The sequence below is a fragment of the Streptomyces sp. NPDC001315 genome (genome assembly GCF_042896175.1).
Taxonomy (GTDB): Bacteria; Actinomycetota; Actinomycetes; order Streptomycetales; family Streptomycetaceae; genus Streptomyces.
In genome coordinates this window covers 89,010-115,948 of sequence record NZ_JBIAWZ010000019.1, presented here as the reverse complement: position 1 = coordinate 115,948, position 26,939 = coordinate 89,010, and the positions used below count along the sequence as shown (strand labels likewise).

26 protein-coding genes are annotated in these 26,939 nt (G+C 71.3%); 23 read left to right on the top strand and 3 right to left on the bottom strand.

Annotated elements, in window-relative coordinates:
- Positions 1-155: 155 nt before the first annotated feature.
- Positions 156-656: a transcriptional regulator BldD gene (gene bldD / locus ACFY16_RS34500; protein ID WP_009313753.1), complete on the bottom strand. Its 501-nt coding sequence runs from the start codon at positions 654-656 to the stop codon at positions 156-158.
- A 253-nt stretch (positions 657-909) separates the two neighbouring features.
- Here bldD and pyrR point away from each other — a divergent pair, with 253 nt between their 5' ends.
- The 14 genes from pyrR to ACFY16_RS34430 all read left to right on the top strand — a co-directional run bounded on the left by pyrR (position 910) and on the right by ACFY16_RS34430 (position 17,713).
- Positions 910-1,479 (top strand): bifunctional pyr operon transcriptional regulator/uracil phosphoribosyltransferase PyrR, encoded by a 570-nt coding sequence (pyrR, locus tag ACFY16_RS34495; protein WP_355494992.1) that lies wholly within the window; start codon positions 910-912, stop codon positions 1,477-1,479.
- A 97-nt stretch (positions 1,480-1,576) separates the two neighbouring features.
- Positions 1,577-2,557 carry an aspartate carbamoyltransferase catalytic subunit gene (locus ACFY16_RS34490; protein ID WP_390651164.1) on the top strand — a complete coding sequence of 327 codons (981 nt, stop codon included), beginning with the start codon at positions 1,577-1,579 and terminating at the stop codon, positions 2,555-2,557.
- A gap of 5 nt (positions 2,558-2,562) precedes the next feature.
- Positions 2,563-3,849, top strand: coding sequence for a dihydroorotase (locus tag ACFY16_RS34485; protein ID WP_390651163.1), 1,287 nt, complete (start codon positions 2,563-2,565; stop codon positions 3,847-3,849).
- Positions 3,846-4,412, top strand: coding sequence for a hypothetical protein (locus ACFY16_RS34480; protein WP_390651162.1), 567 nt, complete (start codon positions 3,846-3,848; stop codon positions 4,410-4,412). Before ACFY16_RS34485 ends, ACFY16_RS34480 begins: the two co-directional genes overlap by 4 nt.
- Positions 4,409-5,551 carry a glutamine-hydrolyzing carbamoyl-phosphate synthase small subunit gene (gene carA, locus ACFY16_RS34475; protein WP_390651161.1) on the top strand — a complete coding sequence of 381 codons (1,143 nt, stop codon included), beginning with the start codon at positions 4,409-4,411 and terminating at the stop codon, positions 5,549-5,551. Before ACFY16_RS34480 ends, carA begins: the two co-directional genes overlap by 4 nt.
- Positions 5,544-8,852, top strand: a complete 3,309-nt coding sequence (gene carB / locus ACFY16_RS34470; RefSeq protein ID WP_390651160.1) for a carbamoyl-phosphate synthase large subunit — start codon at positions 5,544-5,546, stop codon at positions 8,850-8,852. The genes carA and carB overlap by 8 nt, the downstream gene beginning before the upstream one ends.
- A 56-nt stretch (positions 8,853-8,908) precedes the next feature.
- On the top strand, positions 8,909-10,015 hold the full coding sequence (locus tag ACFY16_RS34465) for a quinone-dependent dihydroorotate dehydrogenase (protein WP_390651159.1): 1,107 nt from the start codon (positions 8,909-8,911) through the stop codon (positions 10,013-10,015).
- Positions 10,012-10,857 (top strand): orotidine-5'-phosphate decarboxylase, encoded by an 846-nt coding sequence (pyrF, locus tag ACFY16_RS34460; RefSeq protein WP_390651158.1) that lies wholly within the window; start codon positions 10,012-10,014, stop codon positions 10,855-10,857. Before ACFY16_RS34465 ends, pyrF begins: the two co-directional genes overlap by 4 nt.
- A gap of 300 nt (positions 10,858-11,157) precedes the next feature.
- Positions 11,158-11,481 carry an integration host factor gene (locus ACFY16_RS34455; protein WP_003977346.1) on the top strand — a complete coding sequence of 108 codons (324 nt, stop codon included), beginning with the start codon at positions 11,158-11,160 and terminating at the stop codon, positions 11,479-11,481.
- 60 nt (positions 11,482-11,541) lie between these two features.
- Positions 11,542-12,135: a guanylate kinase gene (gmk, locus tag ACFY16_RS34450; RefSeq protein WP_390651156.1), complete on the top strand. Its 594-nt coding sequence runs from the start codon at positions 11,542-11,544 to the stop codon at positions 12,133-12,135.
- A 52-nt stretch (positions 12,136-12,187) separates the two neighbouring features.
- A complete protein-coding gene (rpoZ, locus tag ACFY16_RS34445) occupies positions 12,188-12,460 on the top strand; it encodes a DNA-directed RNA polymerase subunit omega (protein ID WP_003988945.1) in 273 nt (90 codons plus the stop codon).
- A 112-nt stretch (positions 12,461-12,572) separates the two neighbouring features.
- Positions 12,573-13,775 (top strand): bifunctional phosphopantothenoylcysteine decarboxylase/phosphopantothenate--cysteine ligase CoaBC, encoded by a 1,203-nt coding sequence (gene coaBC / locus ACFY16_RS34440; RefSeq protein WP_390651155.1) that lies wholly within the window; start codon positions 12,573-12,575, stop codon positions 13,773-13,775.
- A 239-nt stretch (positions 13,776-14,014) separates the two neighbouring features.
- On the top strand, positions 14,015-15,223 hold the full coding sequence (gene metK, locus ACFY16_RS34435; protein ID WP_390651154.1) for a methionine adenosyltransferase: 1,209 nt from the start codon (positions 14,015-14,017) through the stop codon (positions 15,221-15,223).
- A gap of 312 nt (positions 15,224-15,535) precedes the next feature.
- Positions 15,536-17,713, top strand: coding sequence for a primosomal protein N' (locus tag ACFY16_RS34430; protein ID WP_390651153.1), 2,178 nt, complete (start codon positions 15,536-15,538; stop codon positions 17,711-17,713).
- A 162-nt stretch (positions 17,714-17,875) separates the two neighbouring features.
- Here ACFY16_RS34430 and ACFY16_RS34425 read toward each other — a convergent pair whose 3' ends face one another.
- The gene (locus ACFY16_RS34425) at positions 17,876-18,430 is read right to left on the bottom strand and encodes a hypothetical protein (protein WP_390651152.1); all 555 of its coding nucleotides are present in this window, start codon (positions 18,428-18,430) and stop codon (positions 17,876-17,878) included.
- 329 nt (positions 18,431-18,759) lie between these two features.
- Between ACFY16_RS34425 and fmt the strand changes: the two genes are divergently transcribed.
- The 9 genes from fmt to ACFY16_RS34380 all read left to right on the top strand — a co-directional run bounded on the left by fmt (position 18,760) and on the right by ACFY16_RS34380 (position 26,355).
- Positions 18,760-19,692 carry a methionyl-tRNA formyltransferase gene (gene fmt, locus ACFY16_RS34420; RefSeq protein WP_390651151.1) on the top strand — a complete coding sequence of 311 codons (933 nt, stop codon included), beginning with the start codon at positions 18,760-18,762 and terminating at the stop codon, positions 19,690-19,692.
- A 110-nt stretch (positions 19,693-19,802) separates the two neighbouring features.
- Entirely contained in the window at positions 19,803-21,221 is a 1,419-nt protein-coding gene (locus ACFY16_RS34415; protein WP_390651150.1) for an RsmB/NOP family class I SAM-dependent RNA methyltransferase, read from the top strand.
- A 159-nt stretch (positions 21,222-21,380) separates the two neighbouring features.
- Positions 21,381-22,067, top strand: coding sequence for a ribulose-phosphate 3-epimerase (gene rpe / locus ACFY16_RS34410; protein ID WP_390651149.1), 687 nt, complete (start codon positions 21,381-21,383; stop codon positions 22,065-22,067).
- A 78-nt stretch (positions 22,068-22,145) separates the two neighbouring features.
- Positions 22,146-23,189 carry a sugar-binding transcriptional regulator gene (locus ACFY16_RS34405; protein ID WP_390651148.1) on the top strand — a complete coding sequence of 348 codons (1,044 nt, stop codon included), beginning with the start codon at positions 22,146-22,148 and terminating at the stop codon, positions 23,187-23,189.
- 50 nt (positions 23,190-23,239) lie between these two features.
- Positions 23,240-23,638, top strand: a complete 399-nt coding sequence (locus ACFY16_RS34400; RefSeq protein WP_390651147.1) for a ribonuclease domain-containing protein — start codon at positions 23,240-23,242, stop codon at positions 23,636-23,638.
- Positions 23,635-23,988 carry a barstar family protein gene (locus ACFY16_RS34395; RefSeq protein ID WP_390651145.1) on the top strand — a complete coding sequence of 118 codons (354 nt, stop codon included), beginning with the start codon at positions 23,635-23,637 and terminating at the stop codon, positions 23,986-23,988. The genes ACFY16_RS34400 and ACFY16_RS34395 overlap by 4 nt, the downstream gene beginning before the upstream one ends.
- A 108-nt stretch (positions 23,989-24,096) precedes the next feature.
- Positions 24,097-25,539, top strand: a complete 1,443-nt coding sequence (locus ACFY16_RS34390; RefSeq protein WP_390651190.1) for a GuaB1 family IMP dehydrogenase-related protein — start codon at positions 24,097-24,099, stop codon at positions 25,537-25,539.
- A 137-nt stretch (positions 25,540-25,676) separates the two neighbouring features.
- Entirely contained in the window at positions 25,677-25,892 is a 216-nt protein-coding gene (locus tag ACFY16_RS34385) for an amino acid permease C-terminal domain-containing protein (RefSeq protein ID WP_390651144.1), read from the top strand.
- 10 nt (positions 25,893-25,902) lie between these two features.
- Entirely contained in the window at positions 25,903-26,355 is a 453-nt protein-coding gene (locus ACFY16_RS34380; protein ID WP_351148992.1) for an Lrp/AsnC family transcriptional regulator, read from the top strand.
- Here the strand turns inward: ACFY16_RS34380 and ACFY16_RS34375 are convergent.
- On the bottom strand, positions 26,320-26,811 hold the full coding sequence (locus tag ACFY16_RS34375) for a hypothetical protein (RefSeq protein WP_390651189.1): 492 nt from the start codon (positions 26,809-26,811) through the stop codon (positions 26,320-26,322). The two genes, ACFY16_RS34380 and ACFY16_RS34375, sit on opposite strands and share 36 nt — an antisense overlap.
- Positions 26,812-26,939 lie beyond the last annotated feature (128 nt).

Genomic DNA, 26,939 nt, shown 5'->3' with positions numbered 1-26,939 from the left:
CCCCGGCCGCGCGGGGGGGGGCCCCCCGCCCCTCCGGGCTTTCGGGGGTGGCCCCCCGTGCCCCCCCCCCCCCCCCCCCCCCGGGGGGGGGGGGGCCCCCCCCGCCCCCCCCCCCCCCCCCCGGGCGCCACGTTTCTGCTGAAGCTGGGTCCCGCTCAGCTCTCCTCGTGGGAGACCGCGCGGCGCGCGTCCGCGTCGAGAACGCCCCAGCTGATCAGCTGCTCGGTGAGGACCGAGGGCGACTGGTCGTAGATGACGGCGAGGGTGCGCAGGTCGTCCTGGCGGATCGAGAGCACCTTGCCGTTGTAGTCACCGCGCTGCGACTGGATCGTGGCCGCATACCGCTGCAGGGGGCCCGCCTTCTCGACCGGCACATGGGCAAGGCGCTCCAGGTCGAGCACCAGCTTCGGCGGCGGCTCGGCGGCGCCGCCAGGGGTGGTGCCCGGCAGCAGCTCCTGTACGGGAACGCCGTAGAAATCCGCCAGCTCGGCAAGGCGCTGTACGGTCACGGCACGGTCACCGCGCTCGTACGAACCGACCACGACCGCCTTCCAGCGTCCCTGGGACTTCTCCTCGACACCGTGGAGGGAAAGGCCCTGCTGGGTGCGGATGGCCCGGAGCTTGGCCCCGAGCTGTTTGGCGTATTCGCTGGACATATAGCTCCCCGGCACTGGGTCGACGCGGCTGGCTTTGATTCCATGCCACGCAGTTGGTAACTCACTGTGAGGTTACGCAGCGTGATTCTTCTGCGTCAAGCCGAATGGTCCACACCGACGCTTCCGTGGTATCGACGATCGGTTACGCCAGGGGGGTGATCAGGGGTGTCGTCCCGGCCTGCTACCGTGGATGGCGCAATCCCGACGTCCTTTAAGGTCCGTCCCGTGAGGCGGAGAAGGAGGTCCGTTTCATATGGACACGCAAGCTTCCGATGCCCGGCCCGTTCTCGAAGGCCCCGACATCGCGCGGGTACTGACCCGCATCGCCCACGAGATCGTCGAGCGCGCCAAGGGCGCCGACGACGTGGTGCTCCTCGGCATTCCGACCCGGGGCGTCTTCCTCGCCCAGCGGCTCGCCGTCAAGCTCGAGGAGATCACCGGCCGAAAGATCCCGGTCGGCTCCCTCGACATCACCATGTACCGCGACGACCTGCGCATGCACCCGCCGCGTGCGCTGGCCCGCACCGAGATCCCCGGTGACGGCATCGACGGCCGCCTCGTCGTCCTCGTCGACGACGTGCTCTTCTCCGGCCGTACCATCCGTGCCGCCCTCGACGCCCTGAACGACATCGGGCGCCCGCGCGCGGTGCAGCTCGCGGTCCTCGTCGACCGCGGCCACCGCGAACTGCCCATCCGCGCCGACTACGTCGGCAAGAACCTCCCCACGTCGCTGCGGGAGGCGGTCAGGGTCCAGCTCGCCGAGGAGGACGGTCGCGACACCGTGCTGCTCGGTGCGAAGCAGACCGCCCCGGGCGAGCAGTAGCCACACGAAGGCGTACGTCTGCGGCGTACGCCCTCTCGGCGCGCCCCTGCCTGCCCGGAATCTCCCGATACTTGAACTGCCTTACGGAGCCTGAAAGATGCAGCGTCATCTCATCTCGGCCGCCGACCTCACCCGCGACGACGCCGTCCTGATCCTCGACACCGCCGAGGAGATGGCCCGGGTGGCCGACCGTCCGATCAAGAAACTGCCGACCCTGCGCGGCCGCACCATCGTCAACCTCTTCTTCGAGGACTCGACCCGTACCCGGATCTCCTTCGAAGCCGCCGAGAAGCGACTGTCCGCGGATGTCATCAACTTCTCCGCCAAGGGGTCGAGCGTGTCCAAGGGCGAGTCCCTGAAGGACACCGCCCAGACGCTTGAGGCGATGGGCGTCGACGCCGTCGTCATCCGGCACGGCGCCTCGGGCGCCCCGTACCGCCTGGCCACCTCCGGCTGGATCGACGCCGCCGTGGTCAACGCCGGCGACGGCACTCACCAGCACCCCACCCAGGCCCTGCTGGACGCCTTCACCATGCGCCGCCGCCTCGTCGGCCGGGACGCCGGGATCGGCCAGGACCTCGCCGGCAAGCGGATCACCATCGTCGGCGACGTCCTGCACAGCCGGGTCGCCCGCTCCAACGTCGACCTGCTGCACACCCTCGGCGCCGAGGTCACCCTCGTCGCCCCGCCCACCCTGGTGCCGGTCGGCATCGAGACCTGGCCCTGCGAGGTGTCGTACGACCTCGACAGCGCGCTCCCCAAGTCCGACGCCGTGATGATGCTGCGCGTCCAGCGCGAGCGCATGAACGCCGCCTTCTTCCCGACCGAGCGCGAGTACTCGCGGCGCTACGGTCTCGACGGCGACCGCATGGCGAAGATGCCCGAGCACGCCATCGTGATGCACCCCGGCCCGATGGTCCGCGGCATGGAGATCACCGCCGAGGTCGCCGACTCCGAGCGCTGCACCGTCGTCGAGCAGGTCGCCAACGGCGTCTCCATCCGCATGGCCGTCCTCTACCTGCTGCTCGGCGGCAACGAGCCCGCCCTCAACCACGCCCGCACCACCGAGGAGAAGTAAGAACGATGAGCAAGATCCTGATCCGTGGTGCGAAGGTGCTCGGCGGCGAGCCGCAGGACGTGCTGATCGACGGCGGAACGATCGCCGAGGTGGGCGTCGGTCTCGGCGCCGACGGCGCCGAGGTCGTCGAAGCCGACGGCAAGGTGCTGCTGCCGGGCCTGGTCGACCTGCACACCCATCTGCGCGAGCCGGGCCGCGAGGACTCCGAGACCGTCCTGACCGGCACCCGGGCCGCGGCCTCCGGCGGCTACACCGCCGTGTTCGCCATGGCCAACACCTTCCCGGTCGCCGACACCGCCGGTGTCGTCGAGCAGGTCTACCGGCTCGGGCAGGAGCACGGCTACTGCGACGTGCAGCCCATCGGTGCCGTCACGGTCGGCCTGGAGGGCAGGAAGCTGGCGGAGCTGGGCGCCATGCACGAGTCGGCCGCCGGCGTCACCGTCTTCTCCGACGACGGCAAGTGCGTCGACGACGCCGTGATCATGCGCCGGGCGCTGGAGTACGTGAAGGCCTTCGGCGGTGTCGTCGCCCAGCACGCGCAGGAGCCGCGGCTGACCGAGGGCGCCCAGATGAACGAGGGCGTCGTCTCCGCCGAGCTGGGTCTCGGCGGCTGGCCCGCGGTGGCCGAAGAATCGATCATCGCCCGGGATGTCCTGCTCGCCGAGCACGTCGGCTCGCGCGTCCACATCTGCCACCTGTCGACCGCCGGGTCCGTCGAGATCGTCCGCTGGGCCAAGTCCCGCGGCATCGACGTCACCGCCGAGGTCACCCCGCACCACCTGCTCCTCACCGATGAGCTGGTGCGCTCGTACAACCCGGTCTACAAGGTCAACCCGCCACTGCGCACCGAGCGGGACGTGCTCGCCCTGCGCGAGGCGCTCGCCGACGGCACGATCGACATCGTCGCCACCGACCACGCTCCGCACCCGCACGAGGACAAGGACTGCGAGTGGGCCGCGGCCGCCATGGGCATGGTCGGCCTGGAGACCGCACTGTCGGTGGTCCAGGAGACGATGGTCGACACCGGACTGCTCGACTGGGCGGGCGTCGCCGACCGCATGTCCGTCAAGCCGGCGCAGATCGGGCAGGCCAAGGGCCATGGACGACCCGTCTCGGCAGGTGAGCCCGCGAACCTCGTCCTCGTGGACACGGAATACCGTGGGCAGGTGGACCCCGCGGGCTTCGCCTCGCGCAGCCGCAACACTCCCTACGAGGGCCGCGAGCTGCCGGGCCGTGTCACCCACACGTGGCTCCGGGGCAAGGCCACCCTCGTCGACGGGAAGCTCACGTGACACCTGTAATCCTGCTGGCCGCCGAGAAGAAATCGGCCGAGGTCACCGACTGGGCCGCCCGCGCCGGCTGGCTCGTCGGACTCGCGCTCTTCGTCGCGCTCGTCTACTGGCTGATGCGCGAGGGCTGGAAATGGCGTGGCACGCTCCAGAGCGACCTGCCCGAGCTGCCCAGCGCGCCGGAGGAGCCCGGCCCGGTGAGACTGGGCATGAGCGGCCGCTACCACGGCTCCACCACCGCCGGGCAGTGGCTGGACCGCATCGTGGCGCGCGGCCTGGGCACCCGCAGCCGGGTCGAGCTCACGCTGACCGACGCGGGCCTGGACGTCGTACGCCCCGGGGCGAGCGACTTCTTCGTTCCGCTCGGGGCCCTGCGCGAGGCACGGCTCGACAAGGGAATCGCCGGCAAGGTCCTCACCGAGGGCGGCCTGCTGGTCGTGACCTGGGCGCACGGCGACAAGCTGATCGACTCCGGGTTCCGCTCCGACCGCGCGGCGGAGCACAACGAGTGGGTCGACGTCATTAACTCAATGATCAACAAGACGGAAACGGAAGGCGCACGATGACGACCTCCACAAGGGGAACCGGCAAGGTTCCCGCGGTACTCGTCCTGGAGGACGGCCGGGTCTTCCGCGGCCGTGCCTACGGGGCCGTGGGGGAGACCTTCGGCGAAGCGGTGTTCTCCACCGGCATGACCGGCTACCAGGAGACCCTCACCGACCCGTCGTACGACCGGCAGATCGTCGTCGCGACCGCCCCCCAGATCGGCAACACCGGCTGGAACGACGAGGACGACGAGTCCAGCCGCATCTGGGTGTCCGGTTACGTCGTCCGCGACCCCGCACGCGTGCCCTCCAACTGGCGCGCCAAGCGCTCCCTCGACGACGAGCTCGTCAAGCAGGGCGTGGTCGGCATCTCCGGGATCGACACCCGCGCCCTCACCCGCCACCTGCGCGAGGGCGGCTCCATGCGGGCCGGCATCTTCTCCGGTGAGGCCATCGCACCGGAATCCGAGCTCCTCGCGCGCGTGCAGGCCCAGCCGCACATGAAGGGCGCGAGCCTGTACGAGGAGGTCGCCACCGAGGAGGCCTACGTCGTCCCGGCGGTCGGCGAGAAGAAGTTCACCGTCGCCGCCATCGACCTCGGCATCAAGGGCATGACGCCGCACCGCATGGCCGAGCGCGGCATCGAGGTGCACGTGCTGCCCGCGACGGCGACCGAGGAGGACGTCTACGCGGTCGCCCCCGACGGGGTGTTCTTCTCCAACGGACCCGGTGACCCGGCGACCGCAGACGGCCCCGTGGCGCTGATGACCGCGGTCCTGAAGCGGAAGACGCCGCTGTTCGGCATCTGCTTCGGCAACCAGATCCTCGGGCGCGCCCTCGGCTTCGGCACCTACAAGCTGAAGTACGGCCACCGCGGCATCAACCAGCCGGTCCAGGACCGTACGACCGGCAAGGTCGAGGTCACCGCGCACAACCACGGCTTCGCCGTGGACGCGCCGCTCGACAAGGTCAGCGAGACGCCCTTCGGCCGCGCCGAGGTGTCCCACGTCTGCCTGAACGACGACGTCGTGGAGGGGCTGCAGCTGCTCGACCAGCCGGCCTTCTCCGTCCAGTACCACCCCGAAGCGGCAGCGGGACCGCACGACGCCGCCTACCTGTTCGACCGCTTCGTATCCCTGATGGAGGGCCAGCGTGCCTAAGCGCACCGATATCCAGTCCGTCCTGGTCATCGGCTCCGGCCCGATCGTCATCGGCCAGGCCGCCGAGTTCGACTACTCCGGCACCCAGGCGTGCCGCATCCTGCGCGCCGAGGGCCTGCGGGTCATCCTCGTGAACTCCAACCCGGCGACGATCATGACCGACCCGGAGATCGCCGACGCGACCTACGTCGAGCCGATCACCCCGGAGTTCGTCGAGAAGATCATCGCCAAGGAGCGCCCGGACGCGCTGCTGCCCACCCTGGGCGGTCAGACGGCCCTCAACACCGCGATCTCGCTGCACACGAACGGCGTCCTCGAGAAGTACGGCGTCGAGCTGATCGGCGCCAACGTGGAGGCCATCAACAAGGGCGAGGACCGCGACCTGTTCAAGGACGTCGTGGAGGAGGTCCGCCGCAAGATCGGGCACGGCGAGTCCGCCCGCTCCGTGATCTGCCACACCATGGACGAGGTGGTCGCCGGCGTCGACGAGCTCGGCGGCTACCCGGTCGTCGTCCGCCCGTCCTTCACCATGGGCGGCGCCGGCTCCGGCTTCGCGCACGACGAGGAGGAACTGCGCCGCATCGCCGGCCAGGGCCTGACTCTGTCGCCCACCACCGAGGTGCTCCTGGAGGAGTCCATCCTCGGCTGGAAGGAGTACGAGCTGGAGCTGATGCGCGACAAGCACGACAACGTCGTGGTCGTCTGCTCCATCGAGAACTTCGACCCCATGGGCGTGCACACCGGTGACTCGATCACCGTGGCGCCCTCGATGACGCTCACCGACCGCGAGTACCAGATCCTGCGCGACATCGGCATCGCCGTGATCCGCGAGGTCGGCGTCGACACCGGCGGCTGCAACATCCAGTTCGCGGTGAACCCGGTGGACGGCCGCGTCATCGTCATCGAGATGAACCCGCGCGTGTCGCGGTCCTCGGCGCTCGCCTCCAAGGCGACCGGCTTCCCGATCGCCAAGATCGCGGCCAAGCTCGCCGTCGGCTACACCCTCGACGAGATCCCGAACGACATCACGCAGGAGACCCCGGCCTCCTTCGAGCCGACGCTCGACTACGTGGTCGTGAAGGCCCCGCGCTTCGCCTTCGAGAAGTTCCCGTCGGCGGACTCGACACTCACGACCACCATGAAGTCGGTCGGCGAGGCCATGGCCATCGGCCGCAACTTCACCGAGGCGCTCCAGAAGGCGCTGCGCTCGCTGGAGAAGAAGGGCAGCCAGTTCACGTTCGTCGGCGAGCCCGGCGACAAGGCCCGCCTTCTGGAAGAGGCCGTCCGGCCGACCGACGGCCGGATCAACACGGTCATGCAGGCCATCCGCGCGGGCGCCACGCCCGAGGAGGTCTTCGAGGCCACGAAGATCGACCCGTGGTTCGTCGACCAGCTCTTCCTCATCAAGGAGACCGCGGACGAACTGGCCGCGGCCGAGCGCCTGGACGTCGACCTGCTGGCCGAGGCCAAGCGGCACGGCTTCTCCGACCAGCAGATCGCCGAGATCCGCGGGCTGCGCGAGGACGTCGTGCGCGAGGTGCGGCACGCCCTGGGCATCCGCCCGGTCTACAAGACGGTCGACACCTGCGCCGCCGAGTTCGCCGCGAAGACGCCGTACTTCTACTCCTCCTACGACGAGGAGACCGAGGTCGCGCGCCGCGAGAAGCCCGCCGTGATCATCCTGGGGTCCGGCCCGAACCGCATCGGCCAGGGCATCGAGTTCGACTACTCCTGCGTCCACGCCTCCTTCGCGCTGAGCGACGCCGGCTACGAGACCGTGATGGTCAACTGCAACCCGGAGACCGTCTCCACCGACTACGACACCTCCGACCGCCTGTACTTCGAGCCGCTGACGCTGGAAGACGTGCTGGAGATCGTCCACGCCGAGTCGCTGGCCGGTCCGATCGCCGGTGTCGTGGTCCAGCTCGGCGGCCAGACCCCGCTGGGCCTGGCGCAGGCGCTGAAGGACAACGGCGTGCCGGTCGTGGGCACTCCCCCCGAGGCCATCCACGCGGCCGAGGACCGGGGCGCCTTCGGGCGCGTGCTCGCGGAGGCCGGCCTCCCGGCCCCGAAGCACGGCACCGCCACCACCTTCGACGAGGCCAAGGCCATCGCGGACGAGATCGGCTACCCGGTCCTCGTCCGGCCCTCGTACGTCCTGGGCGGGCGTGGCATGGAGATCGTCTACGACGAGACCCGGCTGTCGTCCTACATCGCCGAGTCGACCGAGATCAGCCCCACCCGGCCGGTCCTGGTCGACCGCTTCCTCGACGACGCGATCGAGATCGACGTCGACGCCCTCTACGACGGCGAGGAGCTGTACCTCGGCGGCGTCATGGAGCACATCGAGGAGGCCGGCATCCACTCCGGCGACTCGGCGTGCGCCCTGCCGCCGATCACGCTGGGCGGCTTCGACATCAAGCGCCTGCGGGCCTCGACCGAGGCGATCGCCAAGGGCGTCGGCGTGCGCGGTCTGATCAACATCCAGTTCGCGATGGCGGGCGACATCCTCTACGTCCTCGAGGCCAACCCGCGCGCCTCGCGCACCGTCCCCTTCACCTCGAAGGCGACCGCGGTGCCGCTGGCGAAGGCCGCAGCCCGGATCTCGCTGGGCGCGACCGTCGCCGAACTGCGGGCCGAGGGGCTGCTCCCGGCGACCGGTGACGGCGGCGAGCTTCCGTTCGACGCGCCGATCTCCGTCAAGGAGGCCGTGCTGCCCTGGACCCGCTTCCGGGACACCTCCGGCCGTGGCGTGGACACCGTCCTCGGCCCGGAGATGCGCTCCACCGGCGAGGTCATGGGCATCGACTCCGTCTTCGGCACGGCGTACGCCAAGTCGCAGGCCGGCGCGTACGGCCCGCTGCCGACCAAGGGCCGCGCCTTCATCTCGGTCGCCAACCGCGACAAGCGCTCGATGATCTTCCCGGCGCGCGAGCTGGTCGCCCACGGCTTCGAGCTGCTCGCCACCTCCGGCACGGCCGAGGTCCTCAAGCGCAACGGCATCAACGCCACCATCGTGCGCAAGCAGTCCGAGGGCACCGGTCCGAACGGCGAGAAGACGATCGTCCAGCTGATCCACGACGGCGAGGTCGACCTCATCGTCAACACCCCGTACGGCACCGGCGGCCGCCTCGACGGCTACGAGATCCGTACGGCGGCCGTGGCGCGGTCGGTCCCGTGCCTGACGACGGTCCAGGCGCTCGCCGCCGCCGTCCAGGGCATCGACGCCCTCAACCACGGTGACGTGGGTGTCCGTTCGCTCCAGGAACACGCGGAACACCTGACCGCGGCCCGCGACTAGCAGCCCTGAGGGGGACACCGGAAACGGTGTCCCCCTCTTCGTGAGGACACTGAATCATGTACAAGCTCTTCTTCCAGCTCGTCTTCAAACGGATGGACCCGGAGCAGGCCCACCACCTGGCCTTCCGCTGGATCCGGCTCGCCGTCCGCATCCCCGTGCTGCGTACCTTCGTCGCGGCCGCCCTCGCACCCCGCTACAAGGAACTGCGCACCGAGGCCTTCGGGCTGCGGATGCACGGCCCGTTCGGGCTCGCGGCCGGCTTCGACAAGAACGCCGTCGCCGTCGACGGGATGTCGATGCTCGGCTTCGACCACGTGGAGATCGGCACGGTCACGGGCGAGGCGCAGCCGGGCAACCCCAAGAAGCGGCTGTACCGCCTTGTGGCGGACCGGGCGCTGATCAACCGCATGGGCTTCAACAACGAGGGCTCGGCGGCCGTGGCGGCCCGCCTGGCCGCCCGTGAGGCGGTCTTCAGGACCGTCGTGGGCGTGAACATCGGCAAGACGAAGGTCGTCCCGGAGGCGGAGGCCGCCGGCGACTACGTGAAGTCGACCGAGCGGCTGGCGCCGTACGCCGACTACCTGGTGGTGAACGTCTCCTCCCCGAACACCCCGGGCCTGCGCAACCTCCAGGCCACCGAGGCGCTGCGCCCCTTGCTGAGCGCCGTGCGCGAGGCCGCCGACCGTACGGTGACCGACCGCCGTGTCCCGCTGCTGGTGAAGATCGCTCCGGACCTTGCCGACGAGGACGTCGACGCCGTCGCCGACCTGGCCGTCGAGCTCGGCCTGGACGGGATCATCGCCACGAACACCACCATCGCGCGCGAGGGGATCGGTTTGAAATCCGAACCCTCGCTGGTCAAGGAGGTCGGCGGTCTGTCCGGCGCCCCCCTGAAGGCACGCTCCCTGCAGGTCCTGCGCCGCCTCTACGCGCGCGTGGGCGACCGGATCACCCTCGTGGGCGTCGGCGGCATCGAGAACGCCGAGGACGCCTGGCAGCGCATCCTGGCGGGCGCCACGCTGGTCCAGGGCTACAGCGCCTTCATCTACGAGGGGCCCTTCTGGGCACGCGCGATCCACAAGGGGCTCGCCGCACGCCTGCGCACGAGCCCGTACGCCACCCTCGCCGACGCGGTCGGCGCCGACGTAAGGAAGGCCGCATGAGCTCTCTGGAACCCTTCGGCGCCCGGCTGCGCCGCGCGATGGACGAGCGCGGCCCGCTGTGCGTGGGCATCGACCCGCATGCCTCCCTGCTCTCCGAGTGGGGCCTGAACGACGACGTGGCCGGCCTGGAGCGGTTCAGCCGCACGGTCGTCGAGGCGATGGCGGACCGCGTCGCCGTCCTGAAGCCGCAGAGCGCCTTCTTCGAGCGCTTCGGCTCGCGCGGTCTCGCCGTCCTGGAAAAGGCGGTCGCGGAGGCCAGGGCGGCCGGTGCGCTGGTCGTGATGGACGCCAAGCGTGGCGACATCGGCTCGACGATGGCCGCGTACGCCGAGTCCTTCCTCCACAAGGACGCCCCGCTGTTCTCGGACGCGCTGACCGTCTCGCCGTACCTCGGCTACGGATCGCTGAGTCCGGCCGTCGCCCTGGCGCGCGAGAGCGGTGCGGGTCTGTTCGTGCTCGCCCTGACCTCCAACCCGGAGGGCGGCGAGGTCCAGCACGCGGTGCGCGCGGACGGGCGGAACGTGGGTGCGACGATGCTGGCCCACCTGGCGGCCGAGAACGCGGGGGAGCAGCCCCTGGGCTCCTTCGGGGCTGTGGTCGGCGCCACGCTGGGCGATCTGTCGTCGTACGACCTCGGCATCAACGGTCCGCTCCTCGCGCCCGGCATCGGCGCCCAGGGGGCAACCCCGGCCGACCTTCCCGGGGTCTTCGGTGCCGCGGTCCGCAACGTCGTGCCGAACGTCAGCCGGGGTGTGCTGCGCCACGGTCCCGACGTCGGCGCGCTGCGTGTCGCCGCGGACCGCTTCGCGGAGGAGATCCGGGCGGCTGTGGCAGCCGCCTGAGGCCCTTCGGGGACCTCCGGCGAGTGCCTCCTGGTCGGCTTGAGGCTGGATACATCCTCAAATCCGGGGCAGTATGTCTGAAATATCCAGTCCTGACAGAGGCTGACCAGGACTTTTCCTCTGTTCTCGCTGACTCTGGCGGACTTGGCCGCTAGTCTCCGACGAGTGGGGGCACCTCCCACGCGTTTGAAGCAGTGGGGGAGAACGGGCAAGCGTGTTGCTCGTAGCTCCTCAGGTGTGGGGCGACTAGGTTCCTCACCGGTCCGTATCCGACAGTTCGACATCCGAGGTGACGTAGGCGTGGCTCTTCCGCCCCTTACCCCCGAACAGCGCGCAGCCGCGCTCGAAAAGGCCGCCGCGGCTCGCCGGGAGCGGGCCGAGGTCAAGAATCGACTCAAGCACTCCGGCGCCTCCCTTCACGAGGTCATCAAGCAGGGCCAGGAAAACGACGTCATCGGCAAGATGAAGGTTTCCGCCCTGCTGGAGTCCCTGCCCGGCGTGGGCAAGGTCCGCGCCAAGCAGATCATGGAGCGACTCGGTATCTCCGAGAGCCGCCGCGTGCGTGGTCTCGGTTCCAACCAGATCGCCTCCCTGGAGCGCGAGTTCGGCAGCACCGGCTCCTGAGCACCGGGTCGTCCGGGACTGGCGTCCCGGGCACCCCAGGATTGCTGGAATAATCGCTGCATGGCTGCAACACCCCGGGGGACGACCCCCGTACCCCCGGACGTACGTCCGCGGCTGACCGTGCTCTCCGGCCCCTCAGGGGTCGGCAAGAGCACGGTCGTCGCCCATATGCGCAAGGAATACCCCGAGGTGTGGCTCTCGGTGTCGGCGACGACCCGCAAGCCCCGCCCCGGCGAGAAGCACGGAGTCCACTACTTCTTCGTCACCGACGACGAGATGGACAAGCTGATCGCCAACGGCGAGCTGCTGGAGTGGGCCGAATTCGCCGGCAACCGCTACGGCACGCCCCGCCAGGCCGTGCTGGAGCACCTGGAGGCCGGGGTGCCGGTCCTCCTGGAGATCGACCTCCAGGGCGCCCGGCAGGTCCGCGAGTCCATGTCCGAGGCCCAGCTGGTGTTCCTGGCTCCTCCCTCCTGGGAGGAGCTCGTGCGCAGGCTCACCGGCCGGGGCACCGAGCCGCCCGAGGTGATCGAGCGCCGCCTGGAGGCGGCGAAGATCGAACTGGCGGCCGAGCCGGAGTTCGATGTGACCCTGGTCAACACCTCCGTCGAGGACGTGGCGCGCGAGCTGCTAGCCTTGATGGATGTTGTGTGATCACGAGCGTGTGATCACGACCGATCTTTTCCCATCCATCGGAAGGTAGAGCGTGTCCTCTTCCATCTCCGCGCCCGAGGGCATCATCAACCCGCCGATCGACGAGCTCCTCGAGGCCACCGACTCGAAGTACAGCCTCGTGATCTACGCGGCCAAGCGGGCCCGCCAGATCAACGCGTACTACTCGCAGCTCGGCGAGGGCCTCCTCGAGTACGTCGGTCCTCTCGTCGACACCCACGTCCACGAGAAGCCGCTCTCGATCGCCCTGCGCGAGATCAACGCGGGGCTGCTGACGTCCGAGGCCGTCGAGGGCCCGGCGCAGTAGTATTTTCAGCTTGCGGTTGGCTTTTCCACAGGCCCGGCAGCGCGACTGCCGGGCCTGTGGTGTGTGATGGAGTCGTGCGTCAGCGCACGTGAGCCGAGTCCGGGGAGAGACGGTGGACAAGCCGAAGGTCGTTCTGGGGGTCAGTGGTGGCATTGCCGCGTACAAGGCCTGTGAGCTGCTGCGCAGACTGACGGAATCGGGCCACGACGTGCGAGTCGTCCCCACCGCGTCAGCGCTGCACTTCGTCGGAGCCGCCACCTGGTCCGCCCTCTCCGGCCACCCCGTCTCGACCGAGGTCTGGGACGACGTCCACGAGGTCCCGCACGTCCGCATCGGCCAGCACGCCGACCTGGTGGTCGTCGCCCCGGCCACGGCCGACATGCTCGCCAAGGCCGCCCACGGCCTGGCGGACGACCTGCTCACGAACACGCTCCTCACCGCCCGCTGTCCCGTCGTCTTCGCCCCCGCGATGCACACGGAGATGTGGGAGCACCCGGCCACCCAGGAGAACGTGGCCACGCTGCGCCGCCGGGGCGCGGTCGTTATCGAGCCGGCTGTGGGCCGCCTCACCGGCGTCGACACGGGCAAGGGCCGGCTGCCCGACCCGGGCGAGATCTTCGAGGTCTGCCGCCGGGTGCTCGCCCGGGGCGTGACGGAGCCGGACCTCGCCGGCCGCCATGTCGTCGTCAGTGCCGGCGGCACGCGCGAGCCCCTCGACCCGGTGCGCTTCCTCGGCAACCGCTCCTCGGGCAAGCAGGGCTACGCCCTCGCCCGGACGGCCGCGGCGCGGGGCGCCCGGGTGACGCTGATCGCCGCGAACACCGGCCTGCCCGACCCGGCGGGCGTGGATGTCGTCCAGGTCGGCACGGCCGTGCAGCTGCGCGAGGCCGTGCTCAAGGCTGCCGCGGACGCCGACGCGGTCGTGATGGCGGCCGCGGTGGCCGACTTCCGCCCGGCGGCGTACGCGGCCGGAAAGATCAAGAAGAAGGACGGGCAGGACCCGGACTCCATCGTCCTCGTACGGAATCCGGACATCCTCGCGGAGATCTCCGCCGATCGGGCGCGCCCCGGCCAGGTGGTCGTCGGCTTCGCCGCCGAGACCGACGACGTCCTCGCCAACGGCCGCACCAAACTGCGGCGCAAGGGCTGCGACCTGCTCGTGGTGAACGAGGTGGGGGAGCGCAAGACCTTCGGTTCCGAGGAGAACGAGGCCGTGGTGCTGGGCGCCGACGGCACCGAGACACCCGTGCCGTACGGCCCGAAGGAGGCCCTGGCCGAGACCGTGTGGGACCTGGTGGCGCAACGCCTGGGCTGAATGTTTCATTCAGCACAAGGATCGCTTCCGCCCCGCACATTCGGGCGTGGCGGCCCTGGTCAAGCCCGCTCGGCATTGGGCAGAATGCCCGTGCCGCAGGTCACAGCGCTCCCGAGAGGCGAGACAGGTGGGGCCGTGGCCGAGCGCGACCGATAAACTGTCTCTCGGACGACGCCAGGCGCAGCCCTGTCCCGTCCGCCAATGATCAGCCAGCAGCCGCTGCAACCCCAGGGAGCGTTGTGTCCCGTCGCCTGTTCACTTCGGAGTCTGTGACCGAGGGTCACCCCGACAAGATCGCTGACCAGATCAGCGACACCATTCTCGACGCGCTTCTGCGCGAGGACCCGACCTCTCGGGTCGCTGTCGAGACCCTGATCACCACCGGTCTGGTGCACGTGGCCGGAGAGGTCACCACCAAGGCCTACGCACCGATCCCGCAGCTCGTGCGCGAGAAGATCCTCGAGATCGGCTACGACTCCTCGAAGAAGGGCTTCGACGGCGCCTCCTGTGGCGTCTCGGTGTCGATCGGTTCGCAGTCCCCGGACATCGCGCAGGGCGTCGACACGGCGTACGAGTCCCGGGTCGAGGGCGACGAAGACGAACTGGACAAGCAGGGCGCGGGCGACCAGGGCCTGATGTTCGGCTACGCGAGCGACGAGACGCCGACCCTGATGCCGCTGCCGATCTTCCTGGCGCACCGTCTGTCGAAGCGTCTGTCGGACGTCCGCAAGAACGGCACCATCCCCTACCTGCGCCCCGACGGCAAGACGCAGGTCACCATCGAGTACGACGGCGACAAGGCGGTCCGCCTGGACACGGTCGTCGTCTCCTCCCAGCACGCCAGCGACATCGACCTGGAGTCGCTGCTGGCCCCCGACATCCGCGAGTTCGTCGTGGAGCCGGAGCTGAAGGCGCTCCTCGACGACGGCATCAAGCTGGACACCGAGGGCTACCGCCTGCTGGTCAACCCCACCGGCCGCTTCGAGATCGGCGGCCCCATGGGCGACGCCGGCCTCACCGGCCGCAAGATCATCATCGACACGTACGGAGGCTTCGCCCGCCACGGCGGCGGCGCCTTCTCCGGCAAGGACCCGTCCAAGGTCGACCGCTCGGCGGCGTACGCGATGCGCTGGGTCGCCAAGAACGTCGTCGCCGCGGGCCTTGCCTCCCGCTGCGAGGTCCAGGTCGCCTACGCGATCGGCAAGGCCGAGCCCGTCGGCCTCTTCGTCGAGACCTTCGGCACCGCCAAGATCGACGCCGAGAAGATCGAGAAGGCGATCGACGAGGTCTTCGACCTCCGGCCGGCCGCCATCATCCGCGACCTCGACCTGCTCCGCCCGATCTACGCCCAGACCGCGGCGTACGGCCACTTCGGCCGTGAGCTCCCCGACTTCACGTGGGAGCGCACGGACCGAGTGGAGGCGCTGCGGCAGGCTGCGGGGCTGTAGACCCCAGGCTGTGGCTGTGTGTCCGGGCCCGGCTCTCCTCTCTCGGGAGAGCCGGGCCCGTGTCATGTTCGGGCGCCGGAGACCGCGCAGCGCAAGGGAGCGGAAACGACTGGCGGCGCAGGGGAGCGGATTCGTACGCTGGTGACCTCCCGGTGCGAAGGCCGCGGTTCCTTCGGTGGAGTGCGCCCATGGGCGCGCGGTGAATCTGGAATGGTGTTGCCGCTGCCAGGTGGATCTCGGGAGGCCCTGGGGGCTCGGGCGCCGTCGTTCGTCAGTCCCGTGTTGTCAGTCCCGTTTGGTAAGAATGCAAGGGTGAGCAGCGAGAACGAGACGGGGACGGGCGGGGCCGAGGGGGCGCCGCCCGAGCAGCTCGCGTTCATTCGGGAGAGCGTGCGCAACGCCAAGGTGCCGCGGGCCAAGCCGCGGACATGGCGGGGGGCCGCGTTGGCGAAGGAACTGCCCGTTGCGCGGGTGCTCGTCGACAAAGGCGTCCTGCATCTCGACCGGTACTTCGACTACGCCGTTCCCGAGGAGCTGGACGCGGATGCGCAGCCCGGCGTGCGGGTGCGGGTGCGGTTCGGGGCCGGGCGGCATCGGGTGCGGGAAGGGCGGCGCGAGGGCGGGGGACTCATCGGCGGGTTTCTCGTGGAGCGGCGAGCCGAGTCCGACTACTCCGGGCCGTTGGCCGCTCTTGCCCAGGTCGTTTCGCCCGAGCCCGTTCTGAGCGAGGAGTTGCTGAGGCTGGCGCGGGCCGTGGCCGACCGGTACGCCGGGAGTCTCGCCGATGTGCTCCAGCTCGCCGTGCCGCCCCGCAGCGCGAGGGCCGAGCAGCGGCCCTCACCGGCTCCGTTGCCGCCGCCCGGTGCGCCCGAGGCGGGCTCCTGGTGCCGGTATGAGCGGGGGGCCGCGTTTCTGGACGCCCTGGCCTCGGGAGAGTCGCCGCGCGCCGTGTGGAACGCCCTGCCAGGGCCCCAGTGGAGCGAGGAACTGGCGCGGGCCGTCGCCGCGACGCTCGCCTCCGGGCGGGGGGCGCTCGTCGTCGTGCCGGACGGGCGGGCCGCATCGCGTGTCGATGCCGCGTTGACCGCGCTGCTGGGGGAGGGGCGGCACGCGCTGCTCACCGCCGACGCCGGGCCCGAGAAGCGGTACCGGGAGTGGCTCGCGGTGCGACGGGGATCCGTACGGGCCGTGGTCGGGACGCGGGCCGCCATGTTCGCCCCCGTGCGGGATCTCGGGCTGGTGGCCCTCTGGGACGACGGCGACGACAGCCACAGCGAGCAGCACGCCCCCCAGCCGCATGCGCGTGAGGTGCTGTTGCTGCGGGCGGCCCAGGACAAGTGCGCCTTCCTGCTGGGGAGCTGGGGCTGCACCGTGGAGGCGGCGCAGCTCGTCGAGAGCGGATGGGCACGGCCGCTTGTCGCCGGGCGCGAGCAGGTGCGGCGCGTCGCTCCGCTCGTACGGACCGTCGGGGACCTGGATCTGGCCCGGGACGAGGCCGCGCGGGCCGCCCGGCTGCCGACCCTGGCCTGGCAGGTGGCCCGGGAAGGACTGCGGCACGGCCCGGTGCTCGTGCAGGTGCCCCGGCGCGGGTACGTGCCGCGGATGGCCTGTGCGCAGTGCCGGGCGCCTGCGCGGTGCCGGCACTGTGCCGGGCCGTTGGAGGCGCGGGACGGCGGGACGCTGTGGTGCGGGTGGTGCGGGCGCGAGGAAGGTGCCTGGCACTGTCCGGAGTGCGGGTCGTTCCGGTTGCGGGCCCAGGTCGTGGGGGCGCGACGCACCGCCGAGGAACTGGGGCGGGCGTTTCCGGCGGTGCCGGTGCGGACCTCCGGGCGTGAGCATGTGCTGGACACCGTGCCGGGGACACCCGCGCTGATCGTGAGCACACCGGGGGCCGAGCCCGTCGCCGAGGGCGGCTACGCGGCGGCCCTGCTGCTCGACGGCTGGGCCATGCTCGGGCGACCCGATCTGCGGGCCGGCGAGGACGCCCTGCGCCGGTGGATCGCCGCGGCCGCGCTCGTGCGGCCGCAGGGCGCCGGCGGGGCCGTGGCCGTCGTCGCCGAGCCGACCCTACGGCCCGTGCAGGCGCTGGTGCGGTGGGACCCCGTCGGCCATGCGGTGCGGGAGCTCGCCGAGCGGGCCGAGTTGGGCTTTCCACCGGTGTCCCGGATGGCGGCCGTGTCCGGCCCCGCGGAGGCGGTCTCCGGGTTCCTGGGTTCGGCCGAACTGCCTCGGGAAGCCGAGGTGCTGGGGCCTGTACCGGTGCCCGGCACGGTGGCGGGACGCTCGCGGCGGCCGGGGGCGCCGCCGCCGGGGGAGCACTGGGAGCGTGCGTTGATCCGGGTACCGCCGGGGAGCGGCGCCGCGCTGGCGGCAGCGCTGAAGGCGGCGCAGGCCGCGCGGATGGCTCGGGGCACGGGCGGGGGAGGCGGCGGAGACAGCGCCGGAGGCGAACCGGTGCGGGTGCGGATCGATCCGCCCGACATCGGGTGAGGGCCGCGTTTCCCGGTGGAGGGTCCTGCTCCTGCGGTGAGGCCCGGGTTCAGCCGGCGGGACTCACGGTCGGACCGGGGCGCTCCGGGAGAGGGTTCCATGAGACCGGGCAGCATGCGGCTGCCCTCCCGGGGCTTGCCGGGAGGGCAGGGTGAAGGTGCGTCAGCCGTTGCGGGGGGCGGGGAAGACCGTCGGTCTGACCTCGTCGCGCAGTGCGGGGCTGCCCGCCGTCGGCTGGGTCGGCATCGAGCGGGCCGCGGGGACCGTCGGCACCGCGGCGATGCCGGTGGCGGTGGCGGTGCCCACGTTGACCGTGCGGGCGGCCGAGGGGTCCGCGGTCCGTTCGGCCTCGGCGGCCGCCTGGGCCGCGGCGCGACGGGCGCCGTAACGGCGGTGGACCGCCTGCTTGGTGACACCGAGTGCGGAGCCCACAGCGTCCCACGAGAAGCCGAGCGAGCGGTCGAAGTCGACCGCGGCCGTGACCAGGGTCTCGACACTGTCCCGCAGTTCCTGGGCGAGACGGACCGTCGGGGCGGGGGCGCGTCCGTACACGACGAAGCCCGTGGAGGGGCCGGAGCGGCGTGGACGGTAGACGTTGCCCAGCTGCGCGGTGAGCGTACGGAGCGCGTCCACCTGGCGGCGGACCCGCTCGATGTCCCGCACCAGCAAGTGCAGGCTGGCCCGGGCCTGGGCGTCGTGGGTTGCGTGGTCGGCCATGAACAAGCCTCTCGAACCGGCGTTGAAAGGAATTGGGCCGCTCAGGCGGCCCGTTGTGGTCAACTCTTTCTTGACCAACGCGCATGCGCTCCGCTGGTCACGGTGTGGGGGCGTAGGGGCATATGCGTACGCCCCCGGCGTGCGGGTGTGTTGTGCGCCCGGGCCTTCGGCCGGGCGCTCTTCTCTCCCACCCGCGCACCACCTGTTTCCAGTCGGACGAAGAGGCCGGGCTCTCCCGTGGGGGGTGCAGCCGTCGGCGGCCGTTCCTGCGGGGTCATAGACTTGTGCGCTGCCGTTGCCCATCCCGCCCGAGAGGCCCGATCCCACCCATGAAGCTCGTCTTCGCCGGTACCCCCGAGGTCGCCGTTCCCGCTCTGGACGCCCTGATCGCCTCCGGGCGGCACGAGGTGGCCGCCGTCGTCACGCGGCCGGACGCGCCGGCCGGGCGCGGGCGCAGGCTGGTCGCGTCGCCCGTGGCCCAGCGGGCGGAGGAGGCCGGGATCGAGGTGCTGAAGCCCGGGAAGCCGCGCGACCCGGAGTTCCTGGAGCGGCTGCGGGAGATCGCGCCCGACTGCTGCCCCGTCGTCGCCTACGGCGCCCTGCTGCCCAAGGTGGCCCTGGACATCCCCGCCCACGGCTGGGTCAACCTGCACTTCTCGCTGCTGCCCGCCTGGCGCGGGGCCGCGCCCGTGCAGCACTCCATCATGGCGGGGGACGAGATCACGGGGGCCTCCACCTTCCTCATCGAGGAGGGGCTCGACTCCGGGCCCGTCTACGGCACCGTCACCGAGGTCGTCCGGCCCACCGACACCAGTGGTGACCTGCTGACCCGGCTCGCCTTCGCGGGCGCCGGGCTGCTGGCCGCGACCATGGACGGGATCGAGGACGGAAGCCTGAAGGCGCTGCCGCAGCCGAGCGAGGGCATCACCGTCGCGCCGAAGATCGCCGTCGAGGACGCCCAGGTCGACTGGGCCGCCCCGGCGCTGCGGGTCGACCGGGTCGTCCGCGGCTGCACGCCCGCGCCCGGTGCCTGGACCGTCTTCCGCGGCGAGCGGCTGAAACTCATCCATGTCACGCCCCTGCCGGAGCGGACCGACCTGGCCCCGGGCGCCCTGGACGTCGGCAAGAACAACGTCTACGTCGGCACCGGCTCGTACGCCGTCGAGCTGCTGTGGGTGCAGGCTCAGGGCAAGAAGCCGATGCGGGCGGCGGACTGGGCGCGGGGCGTGCGGATCGGGGACGGGGAGAGCCTCGGGGAGTAGCGGGGCAGGAGCGTGGGGCGGAGGCCGGCAGGAACACCGGAGAGGAGCGCCGGGACCGGTGGGACGTACGCTTGGGGCGTATCCCATCTGACATCCGGAGCACCTTTTTCGTGAGCGACACCTCCCGTCGGCCCCGCAAGCCCGGCAAGCCCTACCGACGGCCCCAGAAGGACCCCGTCCGCTTCCTCGCCTTCGAGGCGCTGAGAGCCGTGGACGAGCGGGACGCGTATGCCAACCTCGTTCTGCCGCCGCTGCTGCGCAAGGCGCGGGAGAAGGGTGACTTCGACGGGCGGGACGCCGCCCTCGCCACCGAGCTGGTGTACGGGACGCTGCGGCGGCAGGGGACGTACGACGCCGTCATCGCCGCCTGCGTCGACCGGCCGTTGAGGGAAGTCGATCCGCCGGTGCTGGACGTGCTGAGCCTCGGCGCGCATCAGCTTCTCGGGACACGGATTCCGACCCACGCTGCTGTCTCCGCCTCCGTGGAACTCGCCCGGGTCGTGCTCGGTGACGGGCGGGCCAAGTTCGTCAACGCCGTGCTCCGGAAGGTCGCGCAGCACGATCTCGACGCGTGGCTGGAGCAGATCGCGCCGCCTTACGACGAGGACCCCGAGGACCATCTCGCCGTCGTGCACTCGCACCCGCGCTGGGTCGTCTCCGCGCTGTGGGACTCGCTGGGCGGCGGGCGGGCCGGGATCGAGAACCTGCTGGAGGCCGACAACGAGCGGCCCGAGGTGACCCTGGTCGCCCGGCCCGGGCGTGGCACCACGGACGAGTTGCTGCGGGAGGAGGCCGCCGTGCCGGGGCGCTGGTCGCCGTACGCGGTGCGCCTCACCGAGGGCGGCGAGCCCGGCGCCATCGAGGCCGTGAAGGACGGCCGGGCGGGGGTGCAGGACGAGGGCAGCCAGCTGGTCGCGCTCGCGCTCGCCAACGCGCCGGTCGAGGGGACGGACGAGAAGTGGCTCGACGGGTGTGCCGGGCCCGGCGGCAAGGCCGCGCTGCTCGCCGCCCTCGCCGCCGAGCGCGGTGCGATGCTGCTCGCCTCCGAGAAGCAGCCGCACCGGGCCGGCCTCGTGGCGAAGGCCCTGGCCGGCAATCCCGGGCCCTACCAGGTCATCGCCGGCGACGGCACCCGGCCGCCGTGGCGGCCCGGCTCCTTCGACCGGGTGCTGATGGACGTGCCGTGCACGGGGCTGGGCGCCCTGCGGCGGCGACCCGAAGCGCGGTGGCGGCGCCGGCCGGAGGACCTGGACGGCTTCGCGCCGCTCCAGCGGGGTCTGCTGCGTACGGCCCTCGAGTCGGTGCGGGTCGGCGGTGTCGTCGGCTACGCCACCTGCTCGCCGCACCTCGCCGAGACCCGCGCCGTGGTCGCCGACCTGCTCAAGCAGTTCCCGGAGACCGAGCTGATCGACGCCCGGCCCCTGCTGCCCGGCGTACCGGCGCTGGGCGACGGTCCCGACGTACAGCTGTGGCCGCATCTGCACGGGACCGACGCGATGTACCTGGCGCTCATCCGGCGGACCGGCTGACGCTCGTCGCACACCTGGTCCGCGGGGCGGCGTGCCAAGGACGGGACACGCTCTCGCAGCCGCCCCGCACGGCCCACCGGGCCCGGACGGATCATCCGATGAACGTCCCAGGTCTGTACCGGCGCGAACAACCGGGCCCGGGCATGGCAGGCTTGGGTCATGGCCGCACAGATCAACCCCAGCATCCTCTCCGCCGACTTCGCCCGCCTCGCGGACGAGGCGAAGGCGGTCGAAGGAGCCGACTGGCTCCACGTCGACGTCATGGACAACCATTTCGTCCCGAACCTCACGCTCGGTGTGCCGGTCGTGGAGTCGCTGGCCCGGGCGACGGACACTCCGCTGGACTGCCATCTGATGATCGAGGCCCCCGACCGGTGGGCGCCCCAGTACGTGGAGGCGGGGGCCTCCTCGGTCACCTTCCATGTCGAGGCGGCCGCCGCGCCGGTGCGGCTCGCCCGCGAGATCCGCGCCAAGGGCGCCCGTGCCTCCATGGCGCTCAAGCCCGCGACGCCCATCGAGCCGTACGAGGATCTGCTGCCCGAGCTCGACATGCTGCTGATCATGACGGTGGAGCCGGGCTTCGGCGGCCAGGCGTTCCTGGACATCATGCTGCCGAAGATCCGGCGCACGCGGGAGTTGATCAGCAAGCACGGTCTTGAGCTCTGGCTCCAGGTCGACGGCGGCGTGTCGGCCTCGACGATCGAGCGGTGCGCCGAGGCCGGCGCGGACGTCTTCGTCGCCGGCTCGGCGGTGTACGGGGCATCCGACCCGGCCGAGGCGGTACGTGCACTACGCACCCAGGCGGAGACGGCCACCGCCAAGGCTTCGTGGGCGTGCAGCCACTGAACGACGGGAACGTGAACGGCGGCCGGCAGGGCTGATCAAGTGCGCCGCATCTGCAAGGATGAACGGCGAATCCAGAGTGTGAACAGCAGTGAGGAGATCGCCGTGTCGGGTATGTCGGCGGGCCGGTCAGCAGTGCGGATGGGACCCGCTGAGCTGGTGCAGGCGGCGGCCATGGCCCGCCGCTTCTACCTCGAGGGCAAGTCCAAGATCCAGATCGCGGAGGAGTTCGGCGTCAGCCGCTTCAAGGTGGCCAGGGTCCTGGAAACGGCCCTCGAACGGGATCTCGTACGCATCGAGATCCGTGTGCCGGCCGAACTGGACGCCGAGCGCTCCGACGCGCTCCGTGCCCGGTACGGCCTCAGGCACGCCGTCGTGGTCGAGTCCCCGGCGGAGGCCGAGGAGACGCCCGACCCCGAGAACCTGGGAGAAGTGGCTGCCGACCTGCTCGGCGAGCTCGTCAACGAAGGGGATGTGCTGGGGCTGGCCTGGGGCCGGTCCACGATCCACATGGCGGCGGCCCTCGACCGGCTGCCACCCTGCACGGTGGTGCAGCTGACGGGTGTGTACGACGCCGGGACCGCCGAGCGCGGTTCGGTGGAGGCGGTGCGGCGCGCCGCCCAGGTGTCGGGCGGCGACGCCCACCCGATCTACGCGCCGATGCTGCTGCCGGACGCCGCCACCGCGGCCGCGCTGCGCAACCAGACCGGGATCGCCCGGGCCTTCGAGTACTTCGACAAGGTCACGGTCGCCTGCGTCTCCATCGGCTCCTGGGAGCCGGGCATCTCGACGGTGCACGACATGCTCAGCGACGAGGAGCGGGCGCACTACGCCTCGCTCGGTGTCGCCGCCGAGATGTCCGCGCATCTCTTCGACACCGAGGGCCGCCGGGTCGGCCGCGACCTGGGCGAGCGGTGCATCACCGTCAAGGCGGACCAGCTCCGCCGTATCCCCGAGGTCGTCGCGATCGCGGGCGGACAGCGGAAGGCGGCCGCGATCGACGCGGTGCTGCGGTCCGGCCTCGTCACCAGCCTGGTGACGGACACCTCCGCGGCGGACTACCTCATGGCGGCGGGTCCCACGCCGAGGCCCGCCCTCAACCGGGCGGACCCCGATGGCCCCTGACAGGCCCTGACAACAGGTCATGAGGGGACGGCCGTGACAGCATCGTCGGTATGCTGCTGCGGTTCGTCCCCCGCGTGCTTGCGGGGGTACTGGTCTGTCTTGCCGTCCTGCTGACCGGTTGCTCGCCGACGGAGACCCGGGCGAGCGCCGCCACCCCTTCGTGGGTCGGCTCCATGGCCACCGTCCAGGAGTCGCGGCTCCCGGCCGAGGCCAGGCAGACGCTCGCCCTCATCGACCAGGGCGGCCCCTTCCCGTACGCCAGGGACGGCGTGGTCTTCGGGAACTTCGAGCACCTGCTGCCCCAGCACAAGCGGGGCTATTACCACGAATACACGGTCAGGACGCCGGGCTCGCACGACCGCGGGGCCCGGCGCATTGTCACCGGGCAGGGCGGCGAGTTCTACTACACCGATGATCACTACAACTCGTTCCGGGCGGTACTGAGATGACCGATGACCTGACGAGTCGGCTCGTCGTCACGCTGGACCTCGACGGGGTCACGGACAAGGCGGCCCTGATGGACCGCGTCGCCCGCGCCCTGCGACTGCCCGCGTGGTTCGGCCGTAACTGGGACGCGCTCGCCGACAGCCTCTGCGACCACTCCGTCTGGCCCGAGGACGCCGTCGAGAAGGGGCTGCTGCTCGTCGTGCGGGGCTGGGAGGCGTACGCCGAGGCGCGGCCCGAGGAGTGGAAGACCGCGCGGGAGGTGTTCGCGGAGGCGGCGGACCGCACTCCGGCGCTCGCCGTGGCGCTGGGCCTTGGAGGTTCCTCTCAAGGGCCCTCCGGCGAGCCTGGATGATCTGATGGGGTATGACGTCCCGGTCCCCATGGGACAATGAGGTACGTGCTCTTTCCCCCTGGCTGACCTGTCCGGGGGCCACCTCTGATCGACTGGGATGTGCAGCACGTGCGTTTCCTCAACGACATCCAGCCCTCGTACGACCTGACGTACGACGACGTCTTCATGGTGCCGAGCCGCAGCGCCGTCGGCTCGCGACAGGATGTGGACCTCAGCTCCCCGGACGGCTCGGGCACCACGATCCCGCTGGTCGTCGCCAACATGACCGCCATCGCCGGCCGTCGCATGGCCGAGACGGTGGCCCGGCGCGGCGGACTCGTGGTCATCCCGCAGGACATCCCGATCGACGTCGTCACCGAGGTCGTCTCCTGGGTGAAGAGCCGCCACCTGGTCCTGGACACCCCGATCGTGCTGGCCCCGCACCAGACCGTCGCCGACGCCCTCGCCCTGCTGCCCAAGCGCGCGCACAACGCGGGCGTCGTCGTGGACGAGGAGGGCTGCCCGGTCGGCGTCGTCACCGACGCGGACCTCAGCGGTGTGGACCGCTTCACGCAGCTCTGCGAGGTCATGTCCAAGGACCTGCTGCTGCTCGACGCGGACATCGACCCGCGTGAGGCCTTCAACCGCCTCGACGCGGCCAACCGGCGCTACGCCCCCGCCGTCGACGAGGACGGAAAGCTCGCCGGCATCCTGACCCGCAAGGGCGCCCTGCGCGCCACCCTCTACACGCCCGCCACCGACGCACGGGGCCGGCTGCGCATAGCCGCCGCCGTCGGCATCAACGGCGACTTCGCGGGCAAGGCCAAGCAGCTGCTGGACGCGGGTGTCGACACGCTCGTCATCGATACCGCGCACGGCCACCAGGAGTCGATGATCAGCGCGATCAGGACGGTCCGCGCGCTCGACCCGCAGGTTCCCATCGCCGCCGGCAACGTCGTCGCCGCCGAGGGCGTGCGTGACCTCATCGAGGCCGGCGCGGACATCGTCAAGGTCGGTGTCGGCCCCGGCGCCATGTGCACCACCCGGATGATGACCGGAGTCGGCCGGCCGCAGTTCTCCGCCGTCCTGGAGTGCGCAGCCGAGGCGAAGAAGTACGGCAAGCACGTGTGGGCCGACGGCGGTGTCCGCCACCCGCGCGACGTGGCGATGGCGCTCGCGGCCGGTGCGTCCAACGTGATGGTCGGCTCGTGGTTCGCGGGCACGTACGAGTCCCCGGGCGACCTCCAGCAGGACGCGAACGGCCGCTTCTACAAGGAGTCGTTCGGCATGGCGTCCGCGCGTGCCGTGCGTAACCGCACGTCGGACGAATCGGCGTACGACCGCGCCCGCAAGGCCCTGTTCGAGGAGGGCATCTCCACCTCCCACATGTTCCTCGACCCGGCCCGCCCGGGCGTCGAGGACCTGATCGACTCGATCATCGCCGGCGTCCGCTCCTCCTGCACCTACGCCGGTGCGGGCTCCCTGGAGGAGTTCGCGGAGAAGTCCGTCGTCGGCATCCAGAGCGCCGCGGGCTACGCGGAGGGCAAGCCGCTGCACGCCAGCTGGAGCTGAGGCAACACCCCTCTCGCAGCGGCCCCCGTTCTCCCGTCGCCGGGAGATCGGGGGCCGTCGGCGTACCCGCCGCCGTTCGAGGCGCTGACCAGGCCCTCGGCAATGGTCGACAGGCCCCGCTGGTCAACATCGCCGTCGTGATACTCCGCCGGACCCGCCCGGAGACGCCCCGCACCTGCCGTGTGCCGCCGTCGCCCCTCATGCCGGCCCTGGGCTTCGGCTTCCGCGTCCGGATGGTGGGCAGCCGCTCGGCCGTCACCTGGGTGGTCTTCGGAGTCCGGATGGCGGTCGGGCTCGTGTTCTACTTCGTGTGCGGCCATCGCCGCTCCCGACTCGCCACCCCAGAGAAGTGATCCACCCGCAGTGCTGAACGATCTCGACGAACGCATCGTGCACGCCCTCGCCGAGGACGCCCGCCGCTCCTACGCGGACATCGGGCAGCTGGTCGGCCTGTCCGCGCCCGCGGTGAAGCGGCGCGTGGACCGGCTGCGCGCCACCGGCGCCATCACCGGCTTCACCGTACGGGTGGACCCGGCGGCGCTCGGCTGGGAGACCGAGGGGTTCGTCGAGATCTACTGCCGGCGCAACACCTCGCCGGAGACCATCCAGCGGGGCCTGGAGCGCTACCAGGAGGTCGTGGCCGCGTCCACCGTGACCGGGGACGCGGACGCCGTCGTCCAGGTCTTCGCCTCCGACATGCGCCACTTCGAGCGCGTGCTGGAGCGGATCGCGGGGGAGCCGTTCGTGGAGCGGACGAAGTCCGTGCTCGTGCTGTCGCCGCTACTGCGGCGGTTCTCGTCGGGGTCGCCGACCTGACGGGTTGCGCGCGGAGCGGCGGCGGACCGCCGACAGCAGGCGCCGCATGCCGACCACATGCCCGCCCGTGCCGATGACGAGCCACCGGTACAGCCCGCCCAGCGGGCCCGGGAAGGACGCCCGGCTCTCGGCGCGCAGCCGGGTGCGCCCGGGCCCGACCGCCTCGAGGCGGAAGATCAGGGCGTACGTCGAGAAACGGTGGCGCCCGACGAGGACCAGCTCCCGTCCGGGGTCGGCCGACGCCACCCGGAAACCGGGGTAGACCGACCCCGCGGCCACCGGCCGGGGCCCGGCCGCCGCCTGGTCGGCGCAACCGACCAGGCGGGCGTAGCCCACCGCGCCGCGGCCCGCGAACGCCCCGTCCAGGGACTCGCCGAGCGCGCACCAGGCGGCGCCGGGCTCCGCCGCCACGACGGTCGCGTGCTCGTCCAGGTACGGCAGCCTGTCGATCATCATGCGGCTCCCCTCAGCCAGGACGTACTCGCCGTGGGCGAACACAGGCGGTGTCATCGTAGAGGCGTTGGGTGACGGACGGACAGTCAGGCCGACCTGTGGACCGCCCGCCTCGACCCACGCCGTACGGC

Bases quoted from the DNA above. Each gene is read 5' to 3' on its own strand.
- rpe (WP_390651149.1), top strand. From the start codon at position 21,381: ATGGCCGCACAGATCAACCCCAGCATCCTCTCCGCCGACTTCGCCCGC.
- carA (WP_390651161.1), top strand. From the start codon at position 4,409: ATGACGACCTCCACAAGGGGAACCGGCAAGGTTCCCGCGGTACTCGTC.
- ACFY16_RS34395 (WP_390651145.1), top strand. From the start codon at position 23,635: ATGACCGATGACCTGACGAGTCGGCTCGTCGTCACGCTGGACCTCGAC.
- fmt (WP_390651151.1), top strand. From the start codon at position 18,760: ATGAAGCTCGTCTTCGCCGGTACCCCCGAGGTCGCCGTTCCCGCTCTG.
- ACFY16_RS34375 (WP_390651189.1), bottom strand. From the start codon at position 26,811: ATGATGATCGACAGGCTGCCGTACCTGGACGAGCACGCGACCGTCGTG.
- ACFY16_RS34400 (WP_390651147.1), top strand. From the start codon at position 23,240: ATGCTGCTGCGGTTCGTCCCCCGCGTGCTTGCGGGGGTACTGGTCTGT.
- pyrR (WP_355494992.1), top strand. From the start codon at position 910: ATGGACACGCAAGCTTCCGATGCCCGGCCCGTTCTCGAAGGCCCCGAC.
- ACFY16_RS34485 (WP_390651163.1), top strand. From the start codon at position 2,563: ATGAGCAAGATCCTGATCCGTGGTGCGAAGGTGCTCGGCGGCGAGCCG.
- pyrF (WP_390651158.1), top strand. From the start codon at position 10,012: ATGAGCTCTCTGGAACCCTTCGGCGCCCGGCTGCGCCGCGCGATGGAC.
- ACFY16_RS34465 (WP_390651159.1), top strand. From the start codon at position 8,909: ATGTACAAGCTCTTCTTCCAGCTCGTCTTCAAACGGATGGACCCGGAG.
- ACFY16_RS34490 (WP_390651164.1), top strand. From the start codon at position 1,577: ATGCAGCGTCATCTCATCTCGGCCGCCGACCTCACCCGCGACGACGCC.
- gmk (WP_390651156.1), top strand. From the start codon at position 11,542: ATGGCTGCAACACCCCGGGGGACGACCCCCGTACCCCCGGACGTACGT.
- bldD (WP_009313753.1), bottom strand. From the start codon at position 656: ATGTCCAGCGAATACGCCAAACAGCTCGGGGCCAAGCTCCGGGCCATC.
- ACFY16_RS34425 (WP_390651152.1), bottom strand. From the start codon at position 18,430: ATGGCCGACCACGCAACCCACGACGCCCAGGCCCGGGCCAGCCTGCAC.